General features: G+C 45.3%; 18 protein-coding genes. 15 read left to right on the forward strand and 3 right to left on the reverse strand.

Going from position 1 to position 24,640, the window contains the following annotated elements:
- The first annotated feature begins 61 nt into the window (after window positions 1-61).
- The 3 genes from ACFQ0C_RS30860 (at window position 62) to ACFQ0C_RS30870 (ending at window position 1,464) form a co-directional block, all read left to right on the forward strand.
- The gene (locus tag ACFQ0C_RS30860; protein ID WP_379372554.1) at window positions 62-613 is read left to right on the forward strand and encodes an NADPH-dependent FMN reductase; all 552 of its coding nucleotides are present in this window, start codon (window positions 62-64) and stop codon (window positions 611-613) included.
- A 37-nt stretch (window positions 614-650) separates the two neighbouring features.
- Window positions 651-989, forward strand: a complete 339-nt coding sequence (locus tag ACFQ0C_RS30865) for an ester cyclase (protein ID WP_379372556.1) — start codon at window positions 651-653, stop codon at window positions 987-989.
- Between the two features lie 73 nt (window positions 990-1,062).
- On the forward strand, window positions 1,063-1,464 hold the full coding sequence (locus ACFQ0C_RS30870; RefSeq protein ID WP_379372558.1) for an ester cyclase: 402 nt from the start codon (window positions 1,063-1,065) through the stop codon (window positions 1,462-1,464).
- Between the two features lie 95 nt (window positions 1,465-1,559).
- On the opposite strand, the gene ACFQ0C_RS30875 is transcribed toward ACFQ0C_RS30870, so the two are convergent.
- Window positions 1,560-2,735, reverse strand: coding sequence for an MFS transporter (locus ACFQ0C_RS30875; protein ID WP_379372560.1), 1,176 nt, complete (start codon window positions 2,733-2,735; stop codon window positions 1,560-1,562).
- Between the two features lie 109 nt (window positions 2,736-2,844).
- Here ACFQ0C_RS30875 and ACFQ0C_RS30880 point away from each other — a divergent pair, with 109 nt between their 5' ends.
- Window positions 2,845-3,789, forward strand: coding sequence for a helix-turn-helix transcriptional regulator (locus tag ACFQ0C_RS30880; protein WP_379372562.1), 945 nt, complete (start codon window positions 2,845-2,847; stop codon window positions 3,787-3,789).
- 649 nt (window positions 3,790-4,438) lie between these two features.
- Here ACFQ0C_RS30880 and ACFQ0C_RS30885 read toward each other — a convergent pair.
- Window positions 4,439-5,617, reverse strand: a complete 1,179-nt coding sequence (locus ACFQ0C_RS30885; RefSeq protein WP_379372564.1) for an MFS transporter — start codon at window positions 5,615-5,617, stop codon at window positions 4,439-4,441.
- A gap of 140 nt (window positions 5,618-5,757) precedes the next feature.
- On the opposite strand from ACFQ0C_RS30885, the gene ACFQ0C_RS30890 reads away from it, so the two are divergent.
- On the forward strand, window positions 5,758-6,084 hold the full coding sequence (locus ACFQ0C_RS30890; RefSeq protein WP_379372566.1) for a winged helix-turn-helix transcriptional regulator: 327 nt from the start codon (window positions 5,758-5,760) through the stop codon (window positions 6,082-6,084).
- 143 nt (window positions 6,085-6,227) lie between these two features.
- On the opposite strand, the gene ACFQ0C_RS30895 is transcribed toward ACFQ0C_RS30890, so the two are convergent.
- On the reverse strand, window positions 6,228-7,109 hold the full coding sequence (locus ACFQ0C_RS30895) for a cation diffusion facilitator family transporter (RefSeq protein WP_379372568.1): 882 nt from the start codon (window positions 7,107-7,109) through the stop codon (window positions 6,228-6,230).
- 314 nt (window positions 7,110-7,423) lie between these two features.
- Between ACFQ0C_RS30895 and ACFQ0C_RS30900 the strand changes: the two genes are divergently transcribed.
- The 10 genes from ACFQ0C_RS30900 (at window position 7,424) to ACFQ0C_RS30945 (ending at window position 24,489) form a co-directional block, all read left to right on the forward strand.
- Window positions 7,424-8,203 carry a DL-endopeptidase inhibitor IseA family protein gene (locus ACFQ0C_RS30900; protein ID WP_379372570.1) on the forward strand — a complete coding sequence of 260 codons (780 nt, stop codon included), beginning with the start codon at window positions 7,424-7,426 and terminating at the stop codon, window positions 8,201-8,203.
- 31 nt (window positions 8,204-8,234) lie between these two features.
- On the forward strand, window positions 8,235-8,951 hold the full coding sequence (locus ACFQ0C_RS30905) for an MBL fold metallo-hydrolase (RefSeq protein WP_379372572.1): 717 nt from the start codon (window positions 8,235-8,237) through the stop codon (window positions 8,949-8,951).
- Between the two features lie 25 nt (window positions 8,952-8,976).
- A complete protein-coding gene (locus ACFQ0C_RS30910) occupies window positions 8,977-10,044 on the forward strand; it encodes a Gfo/Idh/MocA family protein (protein ID WP_379372574.1) in 1,068 nt (355 codons plus the stop codon).
- 28 nt (window positions 10,045-10,072) lie between these two features.
- The gene (locus tag ACFQ0C_RS30915; protein ID WP_379372576.1) at window positions 10,073-10,915 is read left to right on the forward strand and encodes a sugar phosphate isomerase/epimerase family protein; all 843 of its coding nucleotides are present in this window, start codon (window positions 10,073-10,075) and stop codon (window positions 10,913-10,915) included.
- Between the two features lie 253 nt (window positions 10,916-11,168).
- Complete coding sequence (locus tag ACFQ0C_RS30920) at window positions 11,169-12,578, forward strand: S1C family serine protease (RefSeq protein WP_379372578.1); 1,410 nt, start codon at window positions 11,169-11,171, stop codon at window positions 12,576-12,578.
- Between the two features lie 383 nt (window positions 12,579-12,961).
- Window positions 12,962-15,259 carry a helix-turn-helix domain-containing protein gene (locus tag ACFQ0C_RS30925; protein WP_379372580.1) on the forward strand — a complete coding sequence of 766 codons (2,298 nt, stop codon included), beginning with the start codon at window positions 12,962-12,964 and terminating at the stop codon, window positions 15,257-15,259.
- Window positions 15,260-15,451: 192 nt separating this feature from the next.
- Window positions 15,452-17,083 carry an extracellular solute-binding protein gene (locus tag ACFQ0C_RS30930; RefSeq protein ID WP_379372582.1) on the forward strand — a complete coding sequence of 544 codons (1,632 nt, stop codon included), beginning with the start codon at window positions 15,452-15,454 and terminating at the stop codon, window positions 17,081-17,083.
- Window positions 17,084-17,245: 162 nt separating this feature from the next.
- Window positions 17,246-18,103: an ABC transporter permease gene (locus ACFQ0C_RS30935; protein WP_379372843.1), complete on the forward strand. Its 858-nt coding sequence runs from the start codon at window positions 17,246-17,248 to the stop codon at window positions 18,101-18,103.
- A 12-nt stretch (window positions 18,104-18,115) separates the two neighbouring features.
- Complete coding sequence (locus ACFQ0C_RS30940; protein ID WP_379372584.1) at window positions 18,116-18,997, forward strand: carbohydrate ABC transporter permease; 882 nt, start codon at window positions 18,116-18,118, stop codon at window positions 18,995-18,997.
- A 26-nt stretch (window positions 18,998-19,023) separates the two neighbouring features.
- The gene (locus ACFQ0C_RS30945; protein ID WP_379372586.1) at window positions 19,024-24,489 is read left to right on the forward strand and encodes an S-layer homology domain-containing protein; all 5,466 of its coding nucleotides are present in this window, start codon (window positions 19,024-19,026) and stop codon (window positions 24,487-24,489) included.
- Window positions 24,490-24,640 lie beyond the last annotated feature (151 nt).

The following is a 24,640-nucleotide window of genomic DNA, read 5'->3' on the forward strand; positions in this document are numbered from 1 at the left end:
CGGCGACAGGCAGATCCATCGATTCACAACCATTAATAAGAGAGCGAAAGGTGATTTGAATATGAAAATAACATTGATTGCGGGCAGTAACCGCACAAGCGCTTCGAGCACGCAGCTTCTTAGGTATATGGAAAGCCTTTTGAAAGCTCAGCATATAACGGTCTCATTTATTGATTTATTGGAACTGCCGCTGCCATTTTTTTCGATCGACAACCAGGAGCTTCATCCAAATGTCCAACATGTGTTGGGAGCAATCGCAGACGGGGACGGTTTGATCCTGGCAACTCCTGAATATCACGGATCCGTATCAGGGGTACTAAAAAACGCCTTGGACTATATAAACGGAGGTCAGGTTGCGGGCAAGGCGGTGCTTTCTGTAAGCTCCGCAGGCGGTCCGATGGGAGTAAGCTCACTTTCGCATCTGCAGACTATTGTGCGCAACTTGCACGGCGTTAATTGTCCGGAATGGGTCTCCATCGGGTATGGATCGAATTCATTCGGTCAGGATGGTGCTCCACTAGATGAGGGTATGAGAGACAGAATCCAAGGTACGGTTAGAAGCTTCGTGGATCTGGTACGCGTACTTACTGCCAAGGTAGGGGCAGCAAGCTGAAATCTATGAAACAAACAATTAAAGGAGATGTTTTGTTATGAATACGAGAGAACAGAAGAATGGTGAAACGGTGACCGCGTTTATCGAGGACATTGCGAATCAGAGCATTTTGGATCGGACTGATCAGTTTTTTGCTCAACAAATCGTGGAGGCTTTTGCAGACCGGAACTATACCGTGGAAGAGATCCTAGTCCAAGGTGAGAAGGTAATCGCAAGAATCTTCATGGCCGGTACGCATATAGGCAATTTTGCAGGACTTGCAGCTACAGGGAAAATAGTGAAGGCAACTCAGTTCCGTGAATTTCGCGTAGTCGACGGTAAAATTGCGGAACATCGCGGATGGTTCGACACCGCAACGCTTTTGCCACAAATTTAAGCCCAATAGTGCTCATTAGGAAAGATCATGTGTCGCTAAGTCAAATAACTAACAAATAAGGAGTTGTTTTATTATGAAAACAATAGAACAGAACAACATGGAAAGGGTGACGGCGTTTATCGAGGCTTTTTGGAATCAAAGCGATTTGAATTGCGTAGATCGATTTCTGTCAGCCGATTATCAAGAGCTCTCTTATCAATCCAAAGAGGGTCTGAAACAATTTGCGGGGAAGATATTAGAGGCATTTCCAGATAAAAGCTACACTGTGGAAGAGATTATCGGTCAAGGGGAGAAAGTACTCGTAAGAATGACTGTGAAAGGCACGCATAAAGGAATGTTCTTTGGAAACGCGCCTACGGGCAATCCCATTGATGTCACGCTGTACCGTCAATATCGTGTCGTTGACGGCAAGATTACGGAACATCACGGTTGGATTGATATGGTGACCATGTGGCACCAAATTCGAGGCAATTGATTTTTTCTAATCGTTCAGCAAGGCAAGAGCAGTACTTCAGGGCGCATGGCCGTAGAAGTACTGCTTTTTTCCTTCCTTGGTATAAGTGCCGCTGCTTACTCCTTGCCGCTACTCGTTGAATTCCTCCCCAGGACGCCACTGGACAGGAAAGTCCCGAGTGAGAGTGCGATGCAGATCCCAGAGAAGATACCGATTGACGAATAGCCCCCGAGCTGAACATAGAGTATGCCTGCCGCCCATGCGCCGAGTGTGTTCGCACCGTTCATCGTCGCGTTGGCCAGGCTGGAGATCGTTCCGCGAATTGAAGAGTTGAGCGAAGTGAGCGAACCCATAACAATCGGGAAAATAATCCCGAGTATCGTGCAAATGATGAAATAGACAATCGTCACGCCAGGAAGGCTCGCCAGATGAGGCATTACTACGTATAGAGCCAGGAGTGATGCCATTCCTGCCGCGACTGCCTTTGACTGACCCAGCTTTTGAGATGCATATGCACTAACCGTGCTCCCCAGAAGATTGCCAAGCCCGAGGAAGATCATTACAGTACCGATTTGCCCGACTGGAAGCTCGAACCGGTCTGCCATCCACTTGCCAACGAAGGCGAATGCAGTTCCGCATCCCAAGTGAAGGAGCAGGTAAGCGAAGAAGCCGCCCCTTGCTTTCCTGCTCGTGATCAACGGGACATACCGGCGAAGGATCGACGTCCGCTCATCCTTTTGGACGCTTGGCTTTATGTCGGGCAGCGTGTAAAAGATGACGATGGCAAGCAGCAAAGATGCGATTCCAATCGTCCAGAACGGAACCGACCAATGGGCGGTCGCAAGCCAGCTACCTATGGGCACGCCAAACGCCTGGGATGCGGCGAGCCCTGAGAAGGCGATGCCCATTGTCTTCGAAATTTGGGATGCAGGCATGATGGCGGGGATGGACGCCCACACCTGCGGAGCGGTGAATGCCGCACTGATGCCGGCAAGGAAACGGAACAGGCACATCGTCCAGAAGCTGTCCGCGAAGCCGCATAAAATTGTCGCGACAGAGAATCCGAGCAAGCCGCTCAGAAGCACGGTTCTGCGATTCCAACCGTCGGACAGAGGTCCGGCGATCAAGGCGAAGACGGCCGAACCGAGCGTATAGGCGCCAAGCATCCATCCGGCGATACTCGTTGACACGCCGAACTGTGTCTGCAGTGTAGGGAGCAAGGGCGAGATCAGGAACGTATCGGTTCCGATCATGAACATGATGAGAAAGAACAATACCGTATATTTACGCATGGTCGATCACTCCTAATGGTTTAGTGTTGCTTACGTTTTATATCGTAAGTTATAATAGTGACACAATTTGTCATGAATTAATTTATTTATGAAAAAGAGGATGATCCGGATGCCCAAGTCCAAAAGACTGATGGAACTGATGATGACTGTCAACCGGAAGAGGCGATTCAAAGTACAGGAGCTTGCCGATGAATTTGGCGTATCTAAGCGTACGATTCTAAGGGATCTGCAGGAGCTGAGCGAGCTGGGGGTACCGCTTTATTCGGAAGTGGGGCCACACGGGGGCTATCAGGTGATTAGGGAGAGAGTACTGCCCCCGATCGCATTCACGGAGGAAGAGGCCGTGGCGATGTTCTTTGCGGTGCATGCCCTGCGTCATTACTCCTCGCTGCCATTCGAAGCTGAATCCGCTTCGGCGCTGCGAAAGTTCTACCTTCATATGCCTGGGGACGTCCGGGACCGAATTGATGGCATGAAGGACCGGGTCGACTTCATTACGCCAGCGAGGCGTGGCGATGCGCCCAGCTTGGCTATTCTTCTTGACGCGGCCGTACATCAGAAGGTGCTTGCCATCGAATACGAGTCAAAGGAGGAGGGGACGGGTAACCGTCGGATTCAGCCGGTCTGTATATATGCTAACAATGGCTTCTGGTATTGCACGGCTTACTGTTTCCTGCGCGAGGGCTTTCGCGTATTCCGATGCGATCGAATTCGCGCTGCGATATATGATGCATCCGGCACGGACCCGCTCGATCTGAGCGATATCCGCCTCAGCCGCAGAGAGGTTGCAGAGCCGCGGGAGCCTGTTCGCCTTCGGGCGGAGTTAAGCCCGGCCGGCGTCCAGCGCTGCGAATCCGAGCTGTGGCTTGCTCCTCTGATGCAAGTGCGCGAAGACGGAAGCGGCGTTATCGATAAGGATGTGCCCCGCAGCGACATTCCTTTTTATACGGAGTTCTTTATCGGATTAGGGGACGAGGCCGTACTGGAGGAGCCGGAGGAATTGAAGGTGTCGATCCGGCGCAGACTCTTGGAGCTGCTGGAGCGATACTCATGAATAGGGCACGACGTGGAATTGCAGCAAGGCATGATTCTCGACGCTTGAAATCGATCGCGGTGAGGCAGCTATGTAGTTTAAAGGTACTGAACGGAACTGAGAATTCCGTTATTTGATCTGCTGCCTCCAATTTAAGCCGATAGCGGAAGTCGGACTTCCGCTATTTGGGGTAAATAAGGGCACAATGAACAAAAACAGAGAGATAACGGAACCAGGACTTCCGCTATCTGTCTGTTTATGGTGCTTTCCATGACATAGCGGAAGTCTGAATTCCGCTATTTGGGGTAAATAGGGGCACATGAACAACAAACAGAGGGATAACGGAAGCAGGACTTCCGCTATCTCTCTGTTTATGGTGCTTTCCGTGAAATAGCGGAAGTCGGAATTCCGCTATTTGGGGTAAATAGGAGCACAATAAACAAAAACAGAGAGATAACGGAAGCAGGACTTCCGCTATCTCTCTGTTTATGGTGCTTTCCGTGAAATAGCGGAAGTCTGAATTCCGCTATTTGGGGTAAATAGGGGCACAATGAACAAAAACAGAGAGATAACGGAACCAGGACTTCCGCTACCGCTCTGTTTATGGTGCTTTCCGTGCCATAGAGGAATGACCACTTCCGCTAATGCCTGTAGCCAGGGGATTAAGCTCTTATGCTTGGTTATGAAACTTAAGCAAACGCTGCTTTTTCCCCAACGAGAAACTGACGAAGGCGGCTACCAGCCCGAGAGTCACGATGAAGCATGCCATCCATGGATTATATAGAGTAGTGGAAGTCACATTTATCATCACACCTCCTGCTCCAGCCCCTGCTGCCAATCCCAAATGAACAATCGATGTATTCAAGCTAAGAACGAGATTGGACGATTGGGGTGCTTGTTGAATAAAGTAGGTTTGAATAGCAGGGCCCGCCACAAACATAGAAGATATCATGAGAGCTATCAACCCTAGTCCGATTCCTAAAGATTCGGAGAACAGGGGGAGAAGGGCTAATGTTGCAACTTGAACGATAGTACTAAATGTAATGATTCGAGAAACTCCCCATCTATCTACGCCATAGCCGCCCACACGTGAACCGATTGCACCGAAAATACCGAAAACAAGCATGATGATACTAATGTTGGAGGCTTTCATATGAAGGGTGTCTGTTATAAAAGGGGTTAGGTAAGTAAACAGGATCGAATTGCCTGATTCCCTAAAAAAGGTGAGGAATAGACCACTTATGATGACCAGGCTTCCCAGTACTTTGAATTGTTGCTGGAAAGAAATCGGTTCATCCCCTTCGATCTCCGGAAGAAGACGCAAGATTACTAATGTAATTATTAGGCTGAATAGGCCTAGAACCATGAAAATGGCATGCCAGCTCATCCAACTGGTAATAGCTATCCCAATCGGTACTCCCAAGATCATAGCACTACTAAATCCTAGAACAATTGTGCTAATGGCACTGCCTAGTTTCTCAGCAGGCACTAATTTGGCAGCCGCTCCGAACGCGACAACAAGATAAACGCCTGAGCTTCCCCCTAAAATCATTCGAGAAGCCATCAAGATCGTAAGGTTCGAGCTGGCAGAACAAGCTATGCAGCCCAGAATGAAAACTGCTAATGAACCTACCAATACTTTTCTGCGTCCCATGCGGGAAGTAAGTGACACTATGATGGGAGTTCCAATTGCAAAAGCAAGAGAATAAGCTGTAATCAATTGCCCGGCGAGGGCGATGGTTGTGTTTAAGTCTTTGGCGATGATGTGAAGGATTCCGGAGACAACCAACTCGGCAGTTGCCGTTAAAAATACCCCTAAAGCAAGAATGTAAATAGACAGTCGATTCATACGATTCATTCCTTTCATATCTTTGCGAAATCATTTGACTGTATTATAATTAAGTTACATAAATTATGTAAGAAGGCAAAGTATTTGGATATTGTCCAAATATTTTGACTAACTAAATATAAGTAAGTAGGTGAACGCGAATGGAACCTATAAAAGAAGAACAAGGCTTCTCCAACATCTGTTCGGTGTTGCAAATTCTTGGCGCAAAATGGGCATTTTTGGTCATTGCTGAATTATCTAAAGGGCCAAAACGATTTAAACAGCTCCATAGAGATTTAGCTATCATCAAGACGCAATCCTTAACGGATGTGCTGCGCCATCTGGAGCACAATGGGATTGTATTGCGTAAAGTATTTCCAACTGTACCGGTGTCAGTCGAATATTCTTTAACGGAAAAAGGTATGGACTTTAAGACGGCTCTTAAGGAAATGGATAAATGGGCTGCAAAATGGGACGGTATCTCGTAAATCGTTACCTGAGTACGGGGCTTATGGTGCGGTGTGTGACTACTGGAAGAAGCTTTGCATGTTAGCTCTGGCAGGGAAGATGCATAACAAGAAAGAGGCTTGCCGGCATGCGGCGAGCCCCTTTTTGCAAATGGTTTATAACATCATTCTTTCTGACTCTCAAAAGGTTCTATATGAATATGTACATGCGATATGTTATGAAGCTCATGAACTCGACTCTCAATATGCTCGGTAATTTCATGGCTTTCGCTTACATTAAGCTGGTGGTCTACCCCGATGGTTACATCGACTAATTTATTATTTCCATGGATACGGGCTTTGATATCGATGATTTTTTCCACTCCGGGTATATTGCGTATGGTTTGGCGAATGGTTTGAAGCTCGGCATCATCAAAGCCATCCGTAAGGGCATGAGTAGAATCACGGAAAATATCCCACGCTGTTTTGCAAATAATAACTCCAACGAGCAGAGCTGTTAAAGGATCAAGCCAAGGTAGTCCAAATTGAGAACCAACAATTCCGATAAAAGCACCGATACTGACAAATGCATCCGAACGATTGTCTTGTGCCGCGGCCATCATGGCATTACTGTTTATTTTTCTCGCCAATCGAATGTTGTATAAATATACAAAGTACATAATAACGGCACAAAAAACGGCTGTCCATGCCGCAATCATATCGGGAGACTCCATGGATGGAACTTGGAATTTTATAAATGCTTGGTACAGCACTTGGAGCCCTACTGCAAACATAATAAATGATGCGATTAACGCAGCTACAGTTTCAGCCCGGTAGTGGCCGTACCGATGGTCTTTATCCGGTGGTTTGCGTGATATTTTTAGCCCCACTAAAACAGCTATGGATGCGATAATGTCTGTCGCGTTATTTAACCCATCAGCCGACAAAGCTTCTGAATTTGTAAAATAGCCAATCGACAGCTTTAAAGCTGATAAGAAAATATACGCAATAATACTTAACCATGCACCCTTCTCGCCTTGCTTGATGTCTTCATACGTGTTTTCCATTCGTACCCCACTCTCTATCTATGTCGTTGATAATAATACTTGATAGAATAGGAGTGGGTCTAGAGAAACAGTGTTGCTCAAATCAGCAAAAGTGAGAAGAGGAAAACAATGTTGGACACGTTCAAAAACGGAGGCTCAAGTATTGACAAAAATCTTTTTTGGAATCTATGTCCTGAATTAAATAGCTACGTATGTTAAAATAAAATAGATGCGCATGATTGTATCAAAGGCAGCCTACGGATGAAAAATGATCCTTACGTATGGCATCCACGGCCGCTGCATAATTAAAGGAGTTGATTACAATAAAACTAAACATGAAATCATTCGTCAGCGGAATTATGGTAGGTTCGGTGTTGTTTTCTGGTATTTCTTATGCTGGCCCTGGTATTGTAAAGCTGATGGTAAACGGTGTGGAAATTAAGTCTGAGGTTCCCGCTCAGGTCATTGATGGCAGCACACTCGTTCCGGCACGTGCTCTGGCAGAAGCATTGGGAGCTAAAGTCAGCTGGGATGCGGCCCATCAACTCGTAATAGTGGAGAAGCAAAGCCATCTGGATTTTAGCGAGGTCGACATGCTGCAGCTGGTAGTTAACGCCAGAAATCATTATTGGGACATATCCAACGGGCTTTTGATAAACGGGCATGTCATCGATGGGCGTCTGGTTAATGACCGTGATCCGAATCCCAATGAGCAAAGTGACGGGCAGCCGATTGCTACTTTTATAGTAAATGGAAAAGATTATCGTTGGCTATCAGGCTCTTTGGACACAAAGGCGAAATATACTGCATATCTGGAAGAGGTTTATACACCTATGCAGGTTGCTGCTTTTTTTGATAAACAGATAGCTAGCGGCAGTCTTGTAGAAAAAGACGGGAAGCTTGCGCAGCCAAATGCGGATGGAGGAAGCCTTCTAAGCTGGGAGAATTCTACAGTAAAACTTATCCAAAACGATACGAAACAAAAAACATTCAAGTTCAGCGTACCGCTTGGCGATGGAACATCAGGTGAAGCTCCAAGCGAGAAGGATATTAAGATAAGCTATATTGAAGGGAAGGGCTGGCGCATCGACGAGCTTATCGGTACGATCAGATAATATTGCAGTAAATAGAAGAAGGGGACTTAATATGCAAATTATGAAGGATATCTATTTACTAAGCGGCCAACCCTATGGTATATCTTCTAATGTTTACGCTGTCATGGGCCAAGAGTCTATCGTATTGATTGATTGTGGAACCGGTGATGAGGACTACAAGCTTATTGAGCAAAATTTGGCATTATGGGGGTTGGACCAATACCCTATAAGCCATCTGCTGCTTACCCATTCCCATTTTGATCATAGCGGCAACGCCCATAGATTCAGCAAAAAAGGCGTTAAATTAATTGCCGGTGTTGGGGATGCGGAGGGTATAGAGCTTGGAGACGAGAGGACCTTATATTATTCGTATAAGCAAAACTTTGTTCCATGTCCTGTCGACATGAAAGTAAAAGATGGAGAGGTTATATCAATCGCCGGACTTTCTTTCGAAATTATACATACTCCGGGGCATTCGCGTGGTTCTGTTATTTATAAGCTGAATAATCAAGGCAAAGTGATACTATTTACCGGAGATACCGTCATGTCCGGACCTAATGGCCAACCTAAGCTTGGGGTTACGGTAGCTGAGGATTTTGATGCAGGTCTTTATTTAAAATCACTGAATCGGTTGTCTAAATTGGAAGCGGATGCAGTTTTGGGGGGACATTTTCAGCCGTGCTTGCGCAATGCAACGTTCCTCTTGAGACGAGGATATCGAACAGGTCTCATCGAGCTGCGCAGTCCATCCATTCCAACCTTGCAATAACCTAAAATAAGGGAGATGATTCGGCATGCAAAGTACTAAACAGATAAGTCTTGGGATCATTGGCATGGGAAAAGTTACGGTACAAAGACATATTCCCTCGATCCGCTCTATAAATAACCCTAATGTACAGTTAGTAGCGGTAGCTGACGCTAAGCCTGGACTTGCCGCGAAAATAGCGGATGATCTTACTATTCCGTATGCTTTTGAAGATTATAAACAGCTTCTTGCGATGGATGAAATCAATACCGTCTCGATCTGTACACCAACATTCACACATGCAAAAATAGCAATTGATGCACTGCAGGCGGGGAAAAATGTGTATCTTGAGAAGCCGGCAACTATGAATGAAGCCGAGATGCGGGATGTGATGAAGGCGGCGAAGGAAAGCGGCAAAGTATTTATTGTCGGCTCCAATGGCATGCTGCAAAATCAGATGCTTATGTTTAAACGAATGATAGACAATAAAGAGCTCGGTGAAGTGTTCAATGTAAGCATCACTCGATCGTTCCCAAGAGGCGCAGACAGCTCCAAACGCAAAACAATAGGCGGAGACGGTATCAGTATGGAAAGCGCTTCACATAATGTTGAATGGGCTCTGTTCTTTTTAGGAGATCCTAAACCGGTATCTGTTACAGGTCTTGGATACTACAAATATGACAACATCTCTATCCCGCTGGAGCAAAGGGAAGAGGGCGAAGTGGACGACTGCTCCTTGGCTTTGATTCAATTCGACAATGGCAGCAGCTTTATGTATAAAGCGATGAGATCGGCAGCGGCTCCCGCCGAATATGAGGTAAGCATTCAGGGAGATATGGGGTTAATCAAATATGATGTAAATAAATGCTACAAGGAACTATCGGATGATTGCATACGCATTTATACGCAGCATGAAGCGGGTCACCTATCGGAAACCAGACCGCTTATCTCATGCGGAAAAACACATGCCGCTATGTACTCGCATTTTTTTGAATGTATAGCTGAAGGAAAGGAATCCTATATCAGCAACGGCGAGAGAAGCGTCGTAGTTATGAAAGTATTGGATGCGCTTAAATTGTCGATGAAAAATAAAGGCAAGCAAATTATATTGGACTGATAGCCCAAGGTTCAAGAGGGAGGAATCCATGATAGGCTTCAGTTGTCATTCGAGAAATTACGGTCCCGGCACACCGGATGAGATTTTTGGATTTATTAAGAAGCTGGGCTTTGAATTTATTGATGTAGATTCTGTAGGAACGATTCGTCAGGCTGATGTAATTGAAAATCCGGAGAGCATGGCGAGCTTTGTTAAACAATTGTCCGAGAAATACGAGATTACGCTGGCTGAATATTTTTTGGGCAATGTAGGGGTTGACGGTGAAAAAATAGAGACAAGCCAACCGGATGTTAGAAAAAGAAATAATATGTATGTCAATTTCGATAAAATCTGCAAGTACGCGCGTCTAGCCGGGTTTCGAAGTATTATGGGGTCTGCAGGGACGTTAATCGAGGAACAAGGCTTTGAGCGTTCATTTGATAATGCCGCGCTGACTTTGGGAAAGATGGTACAGATCGCCTCTGAGCATGGGATTTCTTTTCACGTTGAGCCTAGCCGGAACTCGTTGCTGAATATACCGTCGAAGGCTGTTGAGATGGCAAAGGCAGTGCCAGGCTTAAAGTATACACTTGATTTCTTACACTTTCAGGTTAACGGGCATAGCCAAAATGAGTCTATGAAATTGTTGGAATATACCGGACATATGCATGCAAGACAGGCGGCAGTCGGTTGGCCTAAATGTCCGTTTGAGCACGGTGAAATTGATTTTGATACCATTATTAAGAGGCTGAGAGGGCTCCGTTGGGACGGAATAATAGCCATGGAATATTGGAACGGTCCCGCGGAAGAAGCGGCAGGAATGAATCCTATAGAACAAACCATATTGATGAGGTATCATCTTAAAGGATTAGTGAAGAAATATTATGGATAGCACTATTCCAGCAGGCTGCCCAAGATGACGATTCCGGAATTTTAGCGAGAAATCTTGAACTTACAGCTATTTCAACCTTATGTTGCCCGAAGTCATATTCCTTTATTTATTCCAATGACCGAACATTATCAAAATTAACTCCGTTTTTATGAACATTTAAGTTGGTATTAAGATTAAGGGTGCATTATTGATTATGTAAGTTAGCACTTGTATCTAATACCCATAACTATTCTAAAAAACGGAGGTAGTAATCATGGACGATAAGCAAAAACAATATGACGTAGAACCGCACAATAATAGTGAGCATCAAGGAAACAAGGAGCAGTCAGCCAAAGAGACATCCGGAGATATTACTGTGGTGAAGCCCCGTTTCTTTGAATTTTCTAACTCTGCTAACAATCAATTCAGCTCAGGCCAAAATGAGTTTTCAGGTAAAAAACGTTCTTCTGGTAAAAGTATGCTGGCCGCGTTTTTGGCGGGAGCGCTGGTAGTAGGCGGCTTGATGTATACATCTGACAAAATGAATTTATTCGGAGGCATCCAAGTCCCTCTTGTGTCCAATGTTTCGGCTGCAAGTTCCAATAATGGAGGAGTTACAACCGCTTCAGTCGATATGCGGCCTAATAATATTGCTGATATTGCTCAGCAAGCCGGTCCGGCTGTAGTAAAAATCGAAACGAAGGTAAAACCTAAAAGCGGCGGCAGCAACAATCCGCTCTATAGCGATCCGTTTTTCCGGCAGTTCTTTGGAGGGGGGAACGAACCGCAGCAGCAGCAACAGAATGAAAGCCAAGAGCTTCAGCCTGCTGGCATCGGTTCCGGCTTCATCTTTGAATCATCCGGGTATATCCTGACAAATGAGCATGTTATTGACGGTGCGGACGAAATTGATGTTACCATACAAGGCTATGACAAGCCGTTTAAAGCCACGCTGTTAGGTAACAGTTATGATTTGGACTTGGCGGTTCTGAAGATTGAGGACAGCAATCCGTTTCCAACCTTGCCTATCGGTAATTCGGACAATGCGAAAGTAGGCGATTGGGTCGTTGCTATCGGCAACCCATATGATCTGGACTATACGGTTACGGCCGGATTGCTTAGCGCCAAAGAGCGGCCGATCAGTATTCCGGATGATAAAGGGACGAGAGAATATAAGCATCTAATCCAAACCGATGCAGCTATCAACCCTGGTAATTCCGGTGGTCCACTTCTGAATTTGAATGGTGAAGTTATCGGTATTAATACGGCCGTCAGCTCGCAGGCTCAAGGAATCGGTTTTGCCATTCCAACGAACACGATTAGCACGGTTTTGGATCAATTAAAAAATAACGTCCAAATTCCGAAGGAACCGGTACCTTTTATCGGAGTAAGTCTCGGAGAATTGACTAAGGATATGTTAAGCGATTTGAAGCTTGATAATACCGAAGGCGCCTTGGTGGCTGATGTACAACGGAAAACACCTGCATTTGAAGCCGGCATTCGTCCGTATGACGTCATCACTGCGGTGAATGGCACCAAAATTTCAACTCCTGCGGAATTGACCAAAAAGGTACAAGCGTTAAAAGTAGGAGACAAGCTGACTTTGTCGGTCATCCGAAACGGTAATAAACAAGATATCACCGTCACAGTTGGAGACCGGACTGCCAGTAATAGCGAACAGTAAATAACAGGTATGCAGCAGTAAGCTGCACGAAGACTGCAAGGAAGCAGAAGCCGGCAATGCCGGGCTGCTTCCTCTTTTTATAGTCTAATATGAAAGCGTTTTCTGATTACAACATTCAATTTACTTTTTAGCTGCCTTGTCCCACAATAGTCATTTTTGTGAATCGAAAAGCATTTTAGTGAAAATGGAGCAAAAACGCTTGATGTACGGTTAACAGGATGGTTATGATGCAAGTAAGATGATATGATTGTTTGATGTTGTGACCTATAATCAGATGATAAGCGATCGCCGAATAGTCGCTAAATGGATCCATGTTGAAATACAACGATAACCGAGAAGAGGCCTCAACAATAAGTAATATTTAGACTCGGGAGAGAGATGCGATGATCGTTAGAGCTATGAAAAAGAATACAATTATGAAAGGCTGGCTGCTCTCCTATGTAACCATCCTTTTGATCCCTATTATTGTAGGTGTATTAATTTATGTAGAATCAACCGAGGTCTTAAGCAATGAGATTGACCGGTCCAACCGATCTTTGCTGACCCAAATTCAAAGCGGAGTGGACAGCCGTTTGGCGGAGATGGACAAGTTCAGTGTTGATTTGGCGATAAATAAAAAGCTGGAGAGTCTGTATAATGCCCAAAATCCTCTTACGAATGATGAGAGATACAAAATGTATGAACTGATGAAGGATTTGCAGACGACAAAGTTTGGAAATGATTTTATCGACTATGTATTCGTATATTTCCACAGCACTGACATGGTTGTTTCAGATTCAAATGCACAGCAAAGCCATTTTTTATTCGATCTTCTTAAACCGGATAATCATATGGACTGGACTTCTTTACTGAAGGAACGATATATTAACACCCATTTTGCCTTAGAGCAGGAAGTGGATAATAAAGGGAAATCCGTCATGTATGTAAGAACGTTAATACCCAATTATCCTGACCGCCCCGGTGTAAGTGTAATGTTTATGTTTAATTCATCGAAGCTGTTGAATACGATAAAACACGTGCCTATTGTCGATGACGGGCACATTCTGATCCTCAATGCCAAGCATGAGGTCATCGCGTCAACAAGCTCCGTTATCCCTAATTACGACTCATGGCTTCCTAAATTTACGGGCGTTAGCGGGGTCATTCAAGAGTCGGATGGGGGACGTGATCTGGCTATTTCTTATGTCACCTCAAGTCAATCAGGATGGCAATATATTTTCATAACTCCTGAGGATGTCTTCTTGAAGAAGCTGATTTATATTAAGCGGATCATCTATTTATGTGTTGCCCTTAGTTTATTATTAGGCAGTGCAGCAGCTTATTTCTTTTTACGCAGGAACTACAGTCCAATTCAGCTTCTAATGAATAAGGTAAATCATCAGAAGGCTGATCCGCACAACATATCCTACAATGAATACCACTTTATTCAGAACGGCTTAGAAAGCCTGATCCAGGAGAAAGAACATTTCATGCATAAGCTTAAAGAGCAGCATCCTGCTATGCGCAACCATTTATTAGGTCAGCTGCTTAAAGGTAGAATGAAACGGACCCTCCCCTTAAGCGAAGTGCTTGCCGCCTATGAAGTGTATTTTCCACATGAGCGGTTTGGCGTATTAATGATGTATATTGATGACTACGGCAAACTGGATTCACCTGTTGATGATGAGTCTCATTACGACAGGGTAAAGCTGCTGCATTTTATGATGATCAATGTAGTAGAGGAACTGGCAAATAAGAATAATGTAGCGTATATGGTTGAAATGGATGAATATTTATGCTGCATTCTGAATAGTCCCGATAATTCTGCAGGGCTCGAAGAATGGAAATCTATTGCGAGGCAGACCCAAGAGTTTTTATCAACGCATGTTAAAGTAGTGGTGACCGTCTCTATCAGTTCTATGCAACAAAGCTTGTTTGGGCTGCAGGAAGCTTACGAGGAAGCTATGGAGGCTATGGAATACAAATTCCTGATGGGCGGAGGGGAGATCCTGGTATATGATGAAATGACTCAAGGAGATTCAGAGGATCATCGTCCAGCTTACTATTATCCGTTAGCTGCAGAACAACAATTAATCAATTTTATTAAGACAGGCGATGCCGAGAAAGCTATGGCAGTAACCAAGGATATTATTTCAACGAACCTTACTCGCAGGCAAATTTCTATTCCATTCATTCGCTGCATTGTAGTTGAATTTGCCAGTACCTTTATGAAAGCTATGATAGAACTGCCAGGAAGAACAGAGCAGGACAGCCTTTCCTTCGAGCGAGTTCACAATCAGCTGCTTCAATGCCGCAGTATTAAGGATTTGGAAGAGGAACTGGACAGGACTATCCAGCTTCTGTGTCATTCAGAGAAGCAATCAGGTGCAAATAATGAATTGATGGAGAAGGTACAGGCTTATGTCGAACAGCATTATTGCGACCCGAATTTGAACGTATCGGTAATCGGGGTTGCATTTGACCTGACTCCTCCTTATCTGGCCCGGCTTTTTAAGAATCATAATGGAGAATCATTGTTGGAATATCTTCAAAAAATTCGGATCGCTCATGCCAAGCGTTTGTTAAAGGAAACCTCCGCAAGCGTCCTTGAGATTGGAAACCAGGTTGGCTTCAATGAAATATCTACATTTAATCGGATTTTTAAAAAATATGAAGGAATTACGCCAGGGAAATATAGGTAATTACCGAAAAGCTGAGGGGCTTCTACCTCAGTTTTCTTTTTTTTGCAAGTGGATTGCACTTTTACGGGCGTTTAATTAACAGTTTTACCATTCGTTTCACTGTTTTACCTCTATGGGACCCTACTAGAATTAGGTTATGATCGGTTTGAGCAAAGAGAGTGCTATCAAATACATAAGGGGGATTAACCATCCATGAACAAAAAAGGCAAAAGGATGCTTCAATGTATGACAGCAGTTACGCTGATATCCACATTGACCATCGCATGCAGTAAGCAGGCCAGCCCAGTCGAGGACAAAGCTGCAACGAATAAAAGTCAATCAACTGCTGTGACGTATCCGATAAATACCAAGCAGACCTTATCGTACTGGGGATTAATGGGCAATTCGGCTATGTCTAACTTCTTCTCAAACATCGGAGAGTCTCCATTCGGGAAGGAGCTCAACAAAAGAACCGGGGTTCAAGTCAATTTTACGCATCCTCCCCAAGGTCAGGATCGAGAGCAATTCAACTTGATGGTCGCTTCCAATGAGCTTCCCGATATGATTGAAACGAACTGGTTTAATAACGGTGTTTATCCTGGAGGCTCCCAGAAGGCAATCAATGATAAAGTGATTATACCCTTGAATGATTTGATCAAGAAGAATGCGCCGAATTTAAATAAATTACTGGAAGAAGATAAAGAGTTGGCCAAAATGCTTCAAACCGATGACGGAAAATATTTCGTGTTTCCAATGGTCCGCAACAGCTTTAGTCAAGTTTTTAATGGACCCATGATTCGCAAGGATTGGCTTGACGAGCTCGGGCTGCCGGTACCGACAACAATCGATGAATGGGAAACCGTTTTACGGGCGTTTAAAGAGAAGAAAGGGGCTGCAGCTCCGCTTAGCATCATTTATTCGAATACGGCCGGCATGGATCTTAAGGAAGCTTTCATCGGGGCGTATAAGACGGCAACCGGTTTTTATGTGGGTGATGATGGGAAAGTCAAATATGGACCATCGGACAAGCAGTACAAGGACGTCATCCTATTATTCCGCAAGTGGTACAATGAGGGACTGCTGGATAAAGATTTTGCCGTAACAGATACAAAAGCAAACAATAACAAGATTTTAAGCGGACAGTCCGGAGCTACGGTATACCTGCTGAGCGGCGGACTTCAGTCTTATCTGGAAGCTATGAAAGCAAAGGATCCAAAATTTAATATGGTAGGCGTTCCTTTTCCGACATTAACCAAAGGAGAGACTCCATTTATTGGTCATTATGAATTCAAGGTAGAGCCGAGCCGGGGGGTGGCCATCTCCGCTAACACGAAAAATCCGGAGCTTGCGGCCCAGTGGTTGGATTACGCATATAGCAAGGATGGCAACGAGCTGTTCAACTTTGGCATTCCGAATGAAAGCTATACTTCAAACAATGGTAATCTAACATTCACGGATAAGGTGGATAAGGACCCGAAATATACTACGATACAAATGCTGTCTCAATATACAAGGCAAAATGGACCGTTCATGATTGATGAGAAGTACAGCAAGATGATCTTGAAATATCCGCAGCAGGAAGAAGCGGTGAAGCTGTGGTCGGCTACGGATGCGAAGAAGCATACCCTGCCTTCGTTTATAACTCCAACCGAAAGCGAGAGCAAAGAGCTGGCCAAGCTTACTACAGCCCTCAAGAGCTACAAGGAAGAGATGCAGCTCAAGTTTATTATGGGCAAGGAGCCAATCGAAAACTACGATAAATTCGTAGCCCAGCAGAATCAGCTTGGTTTGCCAAAGATTCTTGAAATTTATCAAGCGGCTTTGGATCGATATAGCAAACGGTAAACGATGATGGACCATGATAGACCATGGGGACATTCCAAGGAATGTCCCTGATTGAAAGGGGATACTATAGTGCAAACAGCGAAGGTGGAAGCCCCTCTAACGCTTGCTTCAAACCGAAAAATAAATCTCTTATGGGATATTCGTAAAAATAAATATTTATATATGATGCTTGCCCCCGTGCTGCTTTACTATTTTTTATTTCATTACATGCCGATGTACGGAGCTATGATTGCCTTTAAGGATTACTCACCGACACGTGGAATTTCGGGAAGCGAATGGGCGGGTTTCGATCATTTTATCCAATTTTTTAACGGACCTTATTTCGTTCGAACGTTGAAGAATACACTTCTGATAAGCTTTTATGATTTGCTGTTCGGTTTCCCGGCTCCGATTCTTCTTGCTTTGTTGTTGAATGAAATTCGGCTCTCTTGGTTTAAGCGTGCGGTTCAATCGATTACTTATATGCCGCATTTTATCTCGTTAATCGTTATTTGCGGTATGATTAAAGATTTTACCTCTTCAGGAGGCTTTATTGCCGCAATAGTCGGTTGGCTCGGTGGTCCGCAGGAAAGTCTGCTGCTATTGCCGGAGTATTTCCGAACGATTTTTATATCATCAGGTATTTGGCAGCATGTCGGTTGGGGCACTATTATTTATCTTGCTGCTCTGACTACCATTGATACTGAACAATACGAAGCGGCAAAAATTGATGGTGCTAACCGTTGGAAGCAGATGAGGTACATTACACTTCCCGGTATCGTGCCGACAATTATTATTATGTTAATTCTGGACCTGGGACGACTGCTGAATGTAGGCTTCGAGAAAGTCATTCTGCTCTATAATCCATCAACCTATGAAACAGCGGATGTTATCTCCTCCTATGTGTATCGCGTCGGGCTGCAGGAATTTAATTATAGCTTTAGTGCGGCAGTGGGCTTGTTCAACTCAGTTATTAACTTTGGTCTGGTCATTCTATCTAATTACATTAGTCGCAAGGTTAATGACACTAGCTTATGGTAAGGAAGTGACAGCATGCGTGAGTATCCAACCTTTGGAGAGAGAATATTTGATGTGTTTAACGTTATTGCCCTATCGCTGTTAATGCTCGTAACATTGTATCCTATTTATTACGTTGCCATTTCATCGATAAGCAATCCAACCGAATTAATGGCTCATAAGGGCATGATCTGGTTTCCTCAGGGCCTTTCGCTCAAGGCTTACTCTATGGTCTTTGACAACCCGATGATCCTGAAAGGATATGGCAACACACTATTTATAGTGATTGTCGGACTGCTTTTTAACCTGACACTTACAGCCTTCGGCGCCTACGCCCTGTCAAGAAAGGGACTCTACTACCGGAAGCAGCTGACGTTATTTATCATATTTACTATGTTCTTCAGCGGCGGTCTGATTCCCTACTACTTAACGGTCAAGGGACTTGGATTGACCAATACCGTGTGGGCGCTGATCATTCCCCAAGCCATTAATACGTTTAACCTCATAATCATGAGAACCACCTTTCAGGCCATTCCCGACAGTTTGGAGGAATCAGCCAAGATCGACGGAGCGAATGACTTTGTCATTTTATTTCGCATTATTATACCTATCTCCTTGCCAATCATGGCTGTTATGATACTGTATTACGGCGTTAGCCATTGGAACTCGTGGTTTAACGCAATGATCTTTCTTCGAAATCGGGAGCTGTTTCCATTGCAATTAATTCTTCGCGAGATACTAATCTCCGGGGAAACGGCGGGAATGGTTACTGGGGCGGAGTCAGGAGACATGGTCATGCTGGCGGAAACGCTTAAATATGCAACCATTATGATTGCAACACTCCCGATTTTGTTTGTTTATCCTTTTCTCCAGAAGTATTTTGTGAAGGGCGCATTGCTGGGAGCTATTAAAGGTTAGAATGTGATCGAAAAGGAGAAGGTACAATGAAATCCATTCGCAAGAGGATTGCACAAACCATAACATTTTTTATTTTATTTACAATGATCATTCCCTTATTGTATTCGATCCCTGTTGTACATGCCGACTCGGTAAACTTGGCCAAAAACACACCGGTCACTGCCGACTCGGAAAATTCACAAGCCAAAGCTGGTAATGTTGTAGATGGAGATACTGCTACATATTGGAAACTTAAACAAGCGGCTGATGTAACAGCTAACCGCGTAAGATCTGTAGAAATTGATTTGATGAAAGGTGTTTCAGGTAATATCGATTTTGATAAGGTTGTATTGAAAGGGCTGAACATTAGCGTCACATCTCCTAGCACTTCCCCCTACCTTATCGCCTACAGCGTGAGTGTCAGGCCGGACGGAAGCCAGGCGGGAACGGTAGTGGCTCAAAAATCTGGCAGTCTTGCCCAGACGGAAACAATCAGCTTTGCCAAACAGACTGCACGTTATGTTAAAGTTACCCTTACGATAGACGGGACCTATTCTTCAGTTAAAGATATGATGTCAGAAGTCGAGGTTTATAATACAAGCGTTACGCCACCGACGGATCCAAGTGTTCTCGACAACGTATACTTTACGGGTTATGCCTCCAATGATGTACTCACTCTTATGGCTGGGCAAACCGCATCACTTCAACTGTATGGTAAGCTGACGAACGGACAACCGGCCTCATTGACCGTTTCAGGAATTACTTATAGCAGTTCCAACCTTGCCGTTGCTACGGTTAACGGGAGCGGGCAGGTCCAAGCCGTAGCATCCGGTACGGCAACGATTACAGGAAGCGCTACGCTAAATAGCGTAACGAAAACCGTAACTTTACTGGTTAATGTAACTCAGCAGCAGAGTGGAACCGTTCTTAGCGCGGTGTACTTATATGATGCCAGTGTGAACCCATACCCCAATAATGGAACTCTCAAGCTTTCTCCCGGGGGCTCTCATCAGTTGACGGTAAGGGGCGTGGCGGATAATCAAGCTGCTGCGGACTTAAGTGATGCTGCGATCACCTACAGCAGCGGCTATCCTGAGGTGATCCAGGTTGATCAGAACGGGCGGATCACAGCAGTAGGCAGCGGTACCACCTACATTAATGTTTCCGTGCTCAAGGGGGGCGTCACCAAATCGACCCGCATCTGGGTAGATGCTTATGCACCGGGTACGGATATGTCTACAGTAAATATGGCGCTGAAAAAGCCTGTGGCTGCAAGTTCCTTCTGCGGCAGTACCTGCGGCGGTTCTAGCGGAACCTATGACTACAGAGCGGTTGACGGCGATCCTGGCACTTACTGGCGCGCGCTTACTGCCGATTTTAATGATGATAAGCAACATCAGCTTATAATAGATTTCGGCAGACCTACTGAGTTTAATAAAACGGTCATGAATTTGAACAGTGGAGACACTGGAGCTGTCAGCAATTATGAGCTCTATTACTCAAATGACGAGAAAAACTGGTCTCAAACTTTCGGGAAAGATAACCTGGGGAAAGATATCGTCTGGAGTAATTCCCAGAAAAACTGGCAGAGCTTCTATCAAAATCGGATTTTGATTGCCAAATCAGATACGGCGATTTTCGAACCGGTTACTGCCAGATATCTCTTGGTTAACGTATTTGCGACGAAAGCCGCGTCGCCTCTGATCTACGAGGTGGAGGTCTATCGAACGAATGAAGCGCCTGTGCCGCCCCTTAGCAATGCGCTGACTTCCGTCTATTTATACGACCAGACAGTCGCTAATTATCCGGAAAAAGCTGAAATTAATGTTGCCAAAGGAAGCGCAGCGCAATTATCAATAGGCGGCAAAATGTTTGATAAAACGAATCTGAATCCGAGTGAAGCAAAAATCAGCTTTACGAGCAGCTTGCCTGAGGTTGCGAGCATCGAGCAAGACGGAACAATCAAGGCGCTTGCAGGTGGGGTCTCACTCTTGACGGGAACGGTTACCTATGGACCGATAACCAAATCGGCGTCCGTGTTTCTTATCGTACAGGACGATACGCCTCGCATAGCCGATACCGGGTTAACGCACCCAAGCATTCAGACAAAGATTGGAACGCCCGCATTCATTCCACCAGGGTCCAAATATCCGGAGTTGACCGTCAAAGCATTTGTAGGTGCCGAACTGACGGGGCAAGTACGACGGGACGGTCATGAAACCATTCACCAATTTGACGCAGTCAAGCTGGGGTCTGGGACTGATACGGTATTTAAAATTCCGGGATCGGCAGCGCCAGGACAATATGAAGTCGAATTGCAGCTAAAATTAGAGAATGGAAGCGTTGTATTTGACAAGCTGTACTTCACCGTGGCGGATGTGAATCAAATTCCAGATGATCAAAGCCATATTGCCTACTTAGGAACGGAAGGCAATATGGTCTATGTACCCGATTACCGGGGAAATCGCATTCTCGATTTTTCCAACGTGGGTTATATGGGTGGCGGCGTGAAGCTTCCGGATGTGCAGGCTAGAGTGGCCGTGGAGCCGGGAGACGGGGATGATACGGCACGCATACAGGCTGCCATAGATTATGTTTCAGGACTGCCTATTCAAGAAGACGGATTCCGTGGAGCCGTTCTGCTTAAGAAGGGCCGCTATGATATCGGCGGAGAGCTGTTCATCAAGAAGAGCGGGGTTGTCTTGAGAGGTTTGGGAGAGGGGAAAGAGGATACCGTTCTCTACGCAACCGGGACAACAAGGCGATATATCCTCAATATTGGGGACACCTCGGCTTCGCCTGTCTTGCTGGGGGATACACTTACTAAGATTACAGATCTATACGTACCGTCAGGCAATCATACTTTCCATGTTCAGGATGGTTCCGGCTATAAAGCTGGAGATAAAATTATGATTCGGCGTTATGGTAACAGCAGCTGGATCCATGAGATTCATATGGATCAGATTTTGCCAAGCACAACGGAAACCACCGTTCAATGGGAGCCGTTCTCGCTTGAATTCGACCGAGTGGTGACTAAAGTAAACGGAAATGAAATTACCATCGACGCTCCCATACCGAATGCGATTGAGCTTCAATGGGGCGGGGGGGATATCCGCAAGTATGACGATAAAGGTCGGATCGAGCGGGTAGGCGTGGAGAATCTTCGGGTTGATGTGGAATTCGACCCTAAAGTGACAGACGTATTGAATGGAACCACCTATTATTCGGATGAGAATAAAGCTCATACCTTTGCAAGGTTCGGCTATATTCAGAATGGGTGGCTTCGGAATGTAAGTGGCTATCATTTGGAAACCTCCCTCGTTTTCACGGGAAGGTCTTCGAAATGGATCACCATTCAGGATGCTAAGGTTTATGATATGGTTAGCATCATTACGGGTAGCCGTAGATATGCTTTCTTCTATACCGGGCAATTAGCTTTGACACAGCGGGTTTATACGGAAACAGCACGGCATTCGTTTATTGTTAACAGTCAGGTCACAGGGCCTAACGTTTTTACGGATAGCGATTCAGTTAACTCCTTCGCACGCAGCGAGCCGCATCATCGCTGGTCTGTAGGAGGCTTGTTTGACAACATTCGGGGAAATGCCAATATCATTGACCGGGCTAACTATGGTACAGGACATGGTTGGGCTGGAGCGAATTATGTCGTGTGGAACCAAACCGGGGAGCTGGCCGTGCAGGCACCGCCTACGGCGCAAAACTATGCCATCGGACTTGTGGGCAAGCGTTATCAAGGCGATTACGGCAATTTTCCAGCAGACGGAACTTTTCCGGCAGGAAAGGATCCAACCCGAGAACGAGCGCAAGGCTACTGGGAGCAGGAAGGCCGCCATGTACAGCCGCTGAGCCTATATACTCAGCAATTGCAGGACCGTATGGGTAGGCAAGCCGTTCAAAATATAGCGACTACACCTGTAGGGGGAGGCGCTCTAGATATTCCGCAAACTCTAAGTAGTGATAAGGATATCACCTCTTTCAGCTTCCAAGGGCTGTCGGCTTCATCGAGCGGCGTTATCTCAGGCACAACTATTGCTGTAAGGGTGCCCAATGCAACTGCTTTGACGAATTTAGTCGCGACGTTTGCCACAACAGGGAAAAATGTGTCAGTAGGATCCATTGCACAAGTAAGCGGGGTCACAGCCAATGATTTCAGTACCCCGGTCACCTATGTCGTAACTGCAGCAGACGGCTCTACAAAAAGCTACAATGTTGTTGTGACAAGAGACCCTGGCCGACAATCCAGCCATTCGGGACAATCAGGCCAAGTAGGCCAGTCTCAGCAGTCTGAGCAGCCTGCTGCCGATAATAACGGAGCTAAGCAGGATGGAACCCAAGTGACCGCTACGTTGGATCCCCAAACAAATGTATCGAAGGCAGCCGTTTCCTCGGAAACTTTAAGCAGTTCTTTTGAGAAAATAAAGCCAGATGCAGATGGGACTAAGACACTTACGATAAATGTAGTCAAAATTGGGGGCTCAAAAGGATATGAAATCGCCTTGCCGGCTTCTTTCCTGAGCTCCAATGATACAACCAAAAAGCTGGAGCTCAAAACTGAGTTCGCTTCCATAATCCTGTCAACGACAATGCTGAAAGCTGCAGATGCGCAAAAGTCTGCAACGGCTTCGTTGCTTATTACGAAAGCTAACACAGCCCAGCTTCCCGCTGAGCTGCAAAAGACTCTGGCGGGTAAACCGATCATTGATCTTGCGCTCAAAATTGGCGGCAGCTTAAGTGAATGGAAAAGCGCGGATTCATTCGTTGAAGTATCGGTGCCCTACATCCCAAGTTCAAATAATGCCGATCCTGAGCATGTAGTTGTTTGGTATGTAGATCCATCAGGGAAAACTCAAACTGTTCCATCTGGAAAATACGATTCCGGACAAAACGTTGTAAAATTTAAAATCAACCACTTTAGCTTGTATGCGGTAACCGAAGTGTATAAAACGTTCGCAGATCTATCCAGCCCTAGCTATAGCTGGGCTAAGAAAGCGATCGAAGTACTAGCATCAAAGGCTATTGTGGAAGGTACGCAAAACGATGTATACAGTCCGGGAGCTCAAGTAAGCCGAGCCGACTTCATATTGCTGCTGAACCGTACGTTAGGCTTAACGGCCGACAATCCGGCAGTATTCCATGATGTTAGCAAAGACGATTATTTCTATGAGGCCGTAGGAACAGCGAAGGCGCTCGGTATCGTTGACGGAGTGGAAGATAATTTGTTCCGACCGCATGACACGATTTCCAGGCAGGACATGATGGTCATTCTTGATAGAGCGTTAGCTTTGGTAAAAGCTGCAGGTGAAAAAGCAGCCTCGGCAGAGTTGAGCAGCTATAAGGATTCAACCTCGGTTTCTTCTTATGCTATCAAGAGTGTCAGCAGCTTACTGAAAAAAGGGTTGATCGAAGGCGATAGCTCCTATCTTTATCCGCAAAACAAAGTGACAAGAGCGGAAGCTGCGGTAGTTATCTACAGATTGTATAATCAAAAATAGAGCACACGGTTTTTAATAAGCCTTCGTCGAAATCATAATCTATGACTTAGACGAAGGCTTGATCCTAACGTTTGAAGGCTGCCGCAAGGTGGTCTTTTTTGCGCTTGAAGATCATTAATAATAAGTAACGATAGATTGCAGGGGAATTTTG

This window comes from Paenibacillus sp. GCM10027630 (genome assembly GCF_042676305.1).
Taxonomy (GTDB): Bacteria; Bacillota; Bacilli; order Paenibacillales; family NBRC-103111; genus Paenibacillus_S.

What these genes read in the sequence shown, in the direction of transcription:
- ACFQ0C_RS30925 (WP_379372580.1), top strand. Translation starts at nt 12,962, where the DNA reads ATGATCGTTAGAGCTATGAAAAAGAATACAATTATGAAAGGCTGGCTG.
- ACFQ0C_RS30915 (WP_379372576.1), top strand. Translation starts at nt 10,073, where the DNA reads ATGATAGGCTTCAGTTGTCATTCGAGAAATTACGGTCCCGGCACACCG.
- ACFQ0C_RS30890 (WP_379372566.1), top strand. Translation starts at nt 5,758, where the DNA reads ATGGAACCTATAAAAGAAGAACAAGGCTTCTCCAACATCTGTTCGGTG.
- ACFQ0C_RS30945 (WP_379372586.1), top strand. Translation starts at nt 19,024, where the DNA reads ATGAAATCCATTCGCAAGAGGATTGCACAAACCATAACATTTTTTATT.
- ACFQ0C_RS30895 (WP_379372568.1), bottom strand. Translation starts at nt 7,109, where the DNA reads ATGGAAAACACGTATGAAGACATCAAGCAAGGCGAGAAGGGTGCATGG.
- ACFQ0C_RS30870 (WP_379372558.1), top strand. Translation starts at nt 1,063, where the DNA reads ATGAAAACAATAGAACAGAACAACATGGAAAGGGTGACGGCGTTTATC.
- ACFQ0C_RS30940 (WP_379372584.1), top strand. Translation starts at nt 18,116, where the DNA reads ATGCGTGAGTATCCAACCTTTGGAGAGAGAATATTTGATGTGTTTAAC.
- ACFQ0C_RS30930 (WP_379372582.1), top strand. Translation starts at nt 15,452, where the DNA reads ATGAACAAAAAAGGCAAAAGGATGCTTCAATGTATGACAGCAGTTACG.
- ACFQ0C_RS30920 (WP_379372578.1), top strand. Translation starts at nt 11,169, where the DNA reads ATGGACGATAAGCAAAAACAATATGACGTAGAACCGCACAATAATAGT.
- ACFQ0C_RS30885 (WP_379372564.1), bottom strand. Translation starts at nt 5,617, where the DNA reads ATGAATCGACTGTCTATTTACATTCTTGCTTTAGGGGTATTTTTAACG.
- ACFQ0C_RS30880 (WP_379372562.1), top strand. Translation starts at nt 2,845, where the DNA reads ATGCCCAAGTCCAAAAGACTGATGGAACTGATGATGACTGTCAACCGG.
- ACFQ0C_RS30865 (WP_379372556.1), top strand. Translation starts at nt 651, where the DNA reads ATGAATACGAGAGAACAGAAGAATGGTGAAACGGTGACCGCGTTTATC.
- ACFQ0C_RS30905 (WP_379372572.1), top strand. Translation starts at nt 8,235, where the DNA reads ATGCAAATTATGAAGGATATCTATTTACTAAGCGGCCAACCCTATGGT.
- ACFQ0C_RS30900 (WP_379372570.1), top strand. Translation starts at nt 7,424, where the DNA reads ATGAAATCATTCGTCAGCGGAATTATGGTAGGTTCGGTGTTGTTTTCT.
- ACFQ0C_RS30935 (WP_379372843.1), top strand. Translation starts at nt 17,246, where the DNA reads ATGATGCTTGCCCCCGTGCTGCTTTACTATTTTTTATTTCATTACATG.
- ACFQ0C_RS30875 (WP_379372560.1), bottom strand. Translation starts at nt 2,735, where the DNA reads ATGCGTAAATATACGGTATTGTTCTTTCTCATCATGTTCATGATCGGA.
- ACFQ0C_RS30860 (WP_379372554.1), top strand. Translation starts at nt 62, where the DNA reads ATGAAAATAACATTGATTGCGGGCAGTAACCGCACAAGCGCTTCGAGC.
- ACFQ0C_RS30910 (WP_379372574.1), top strand. Translation starts at nt 8,977, where the DNA reads ATGCAAAGTACTAAACAGATAAGTCTTGGGATCATTGGCATGGGAAAA.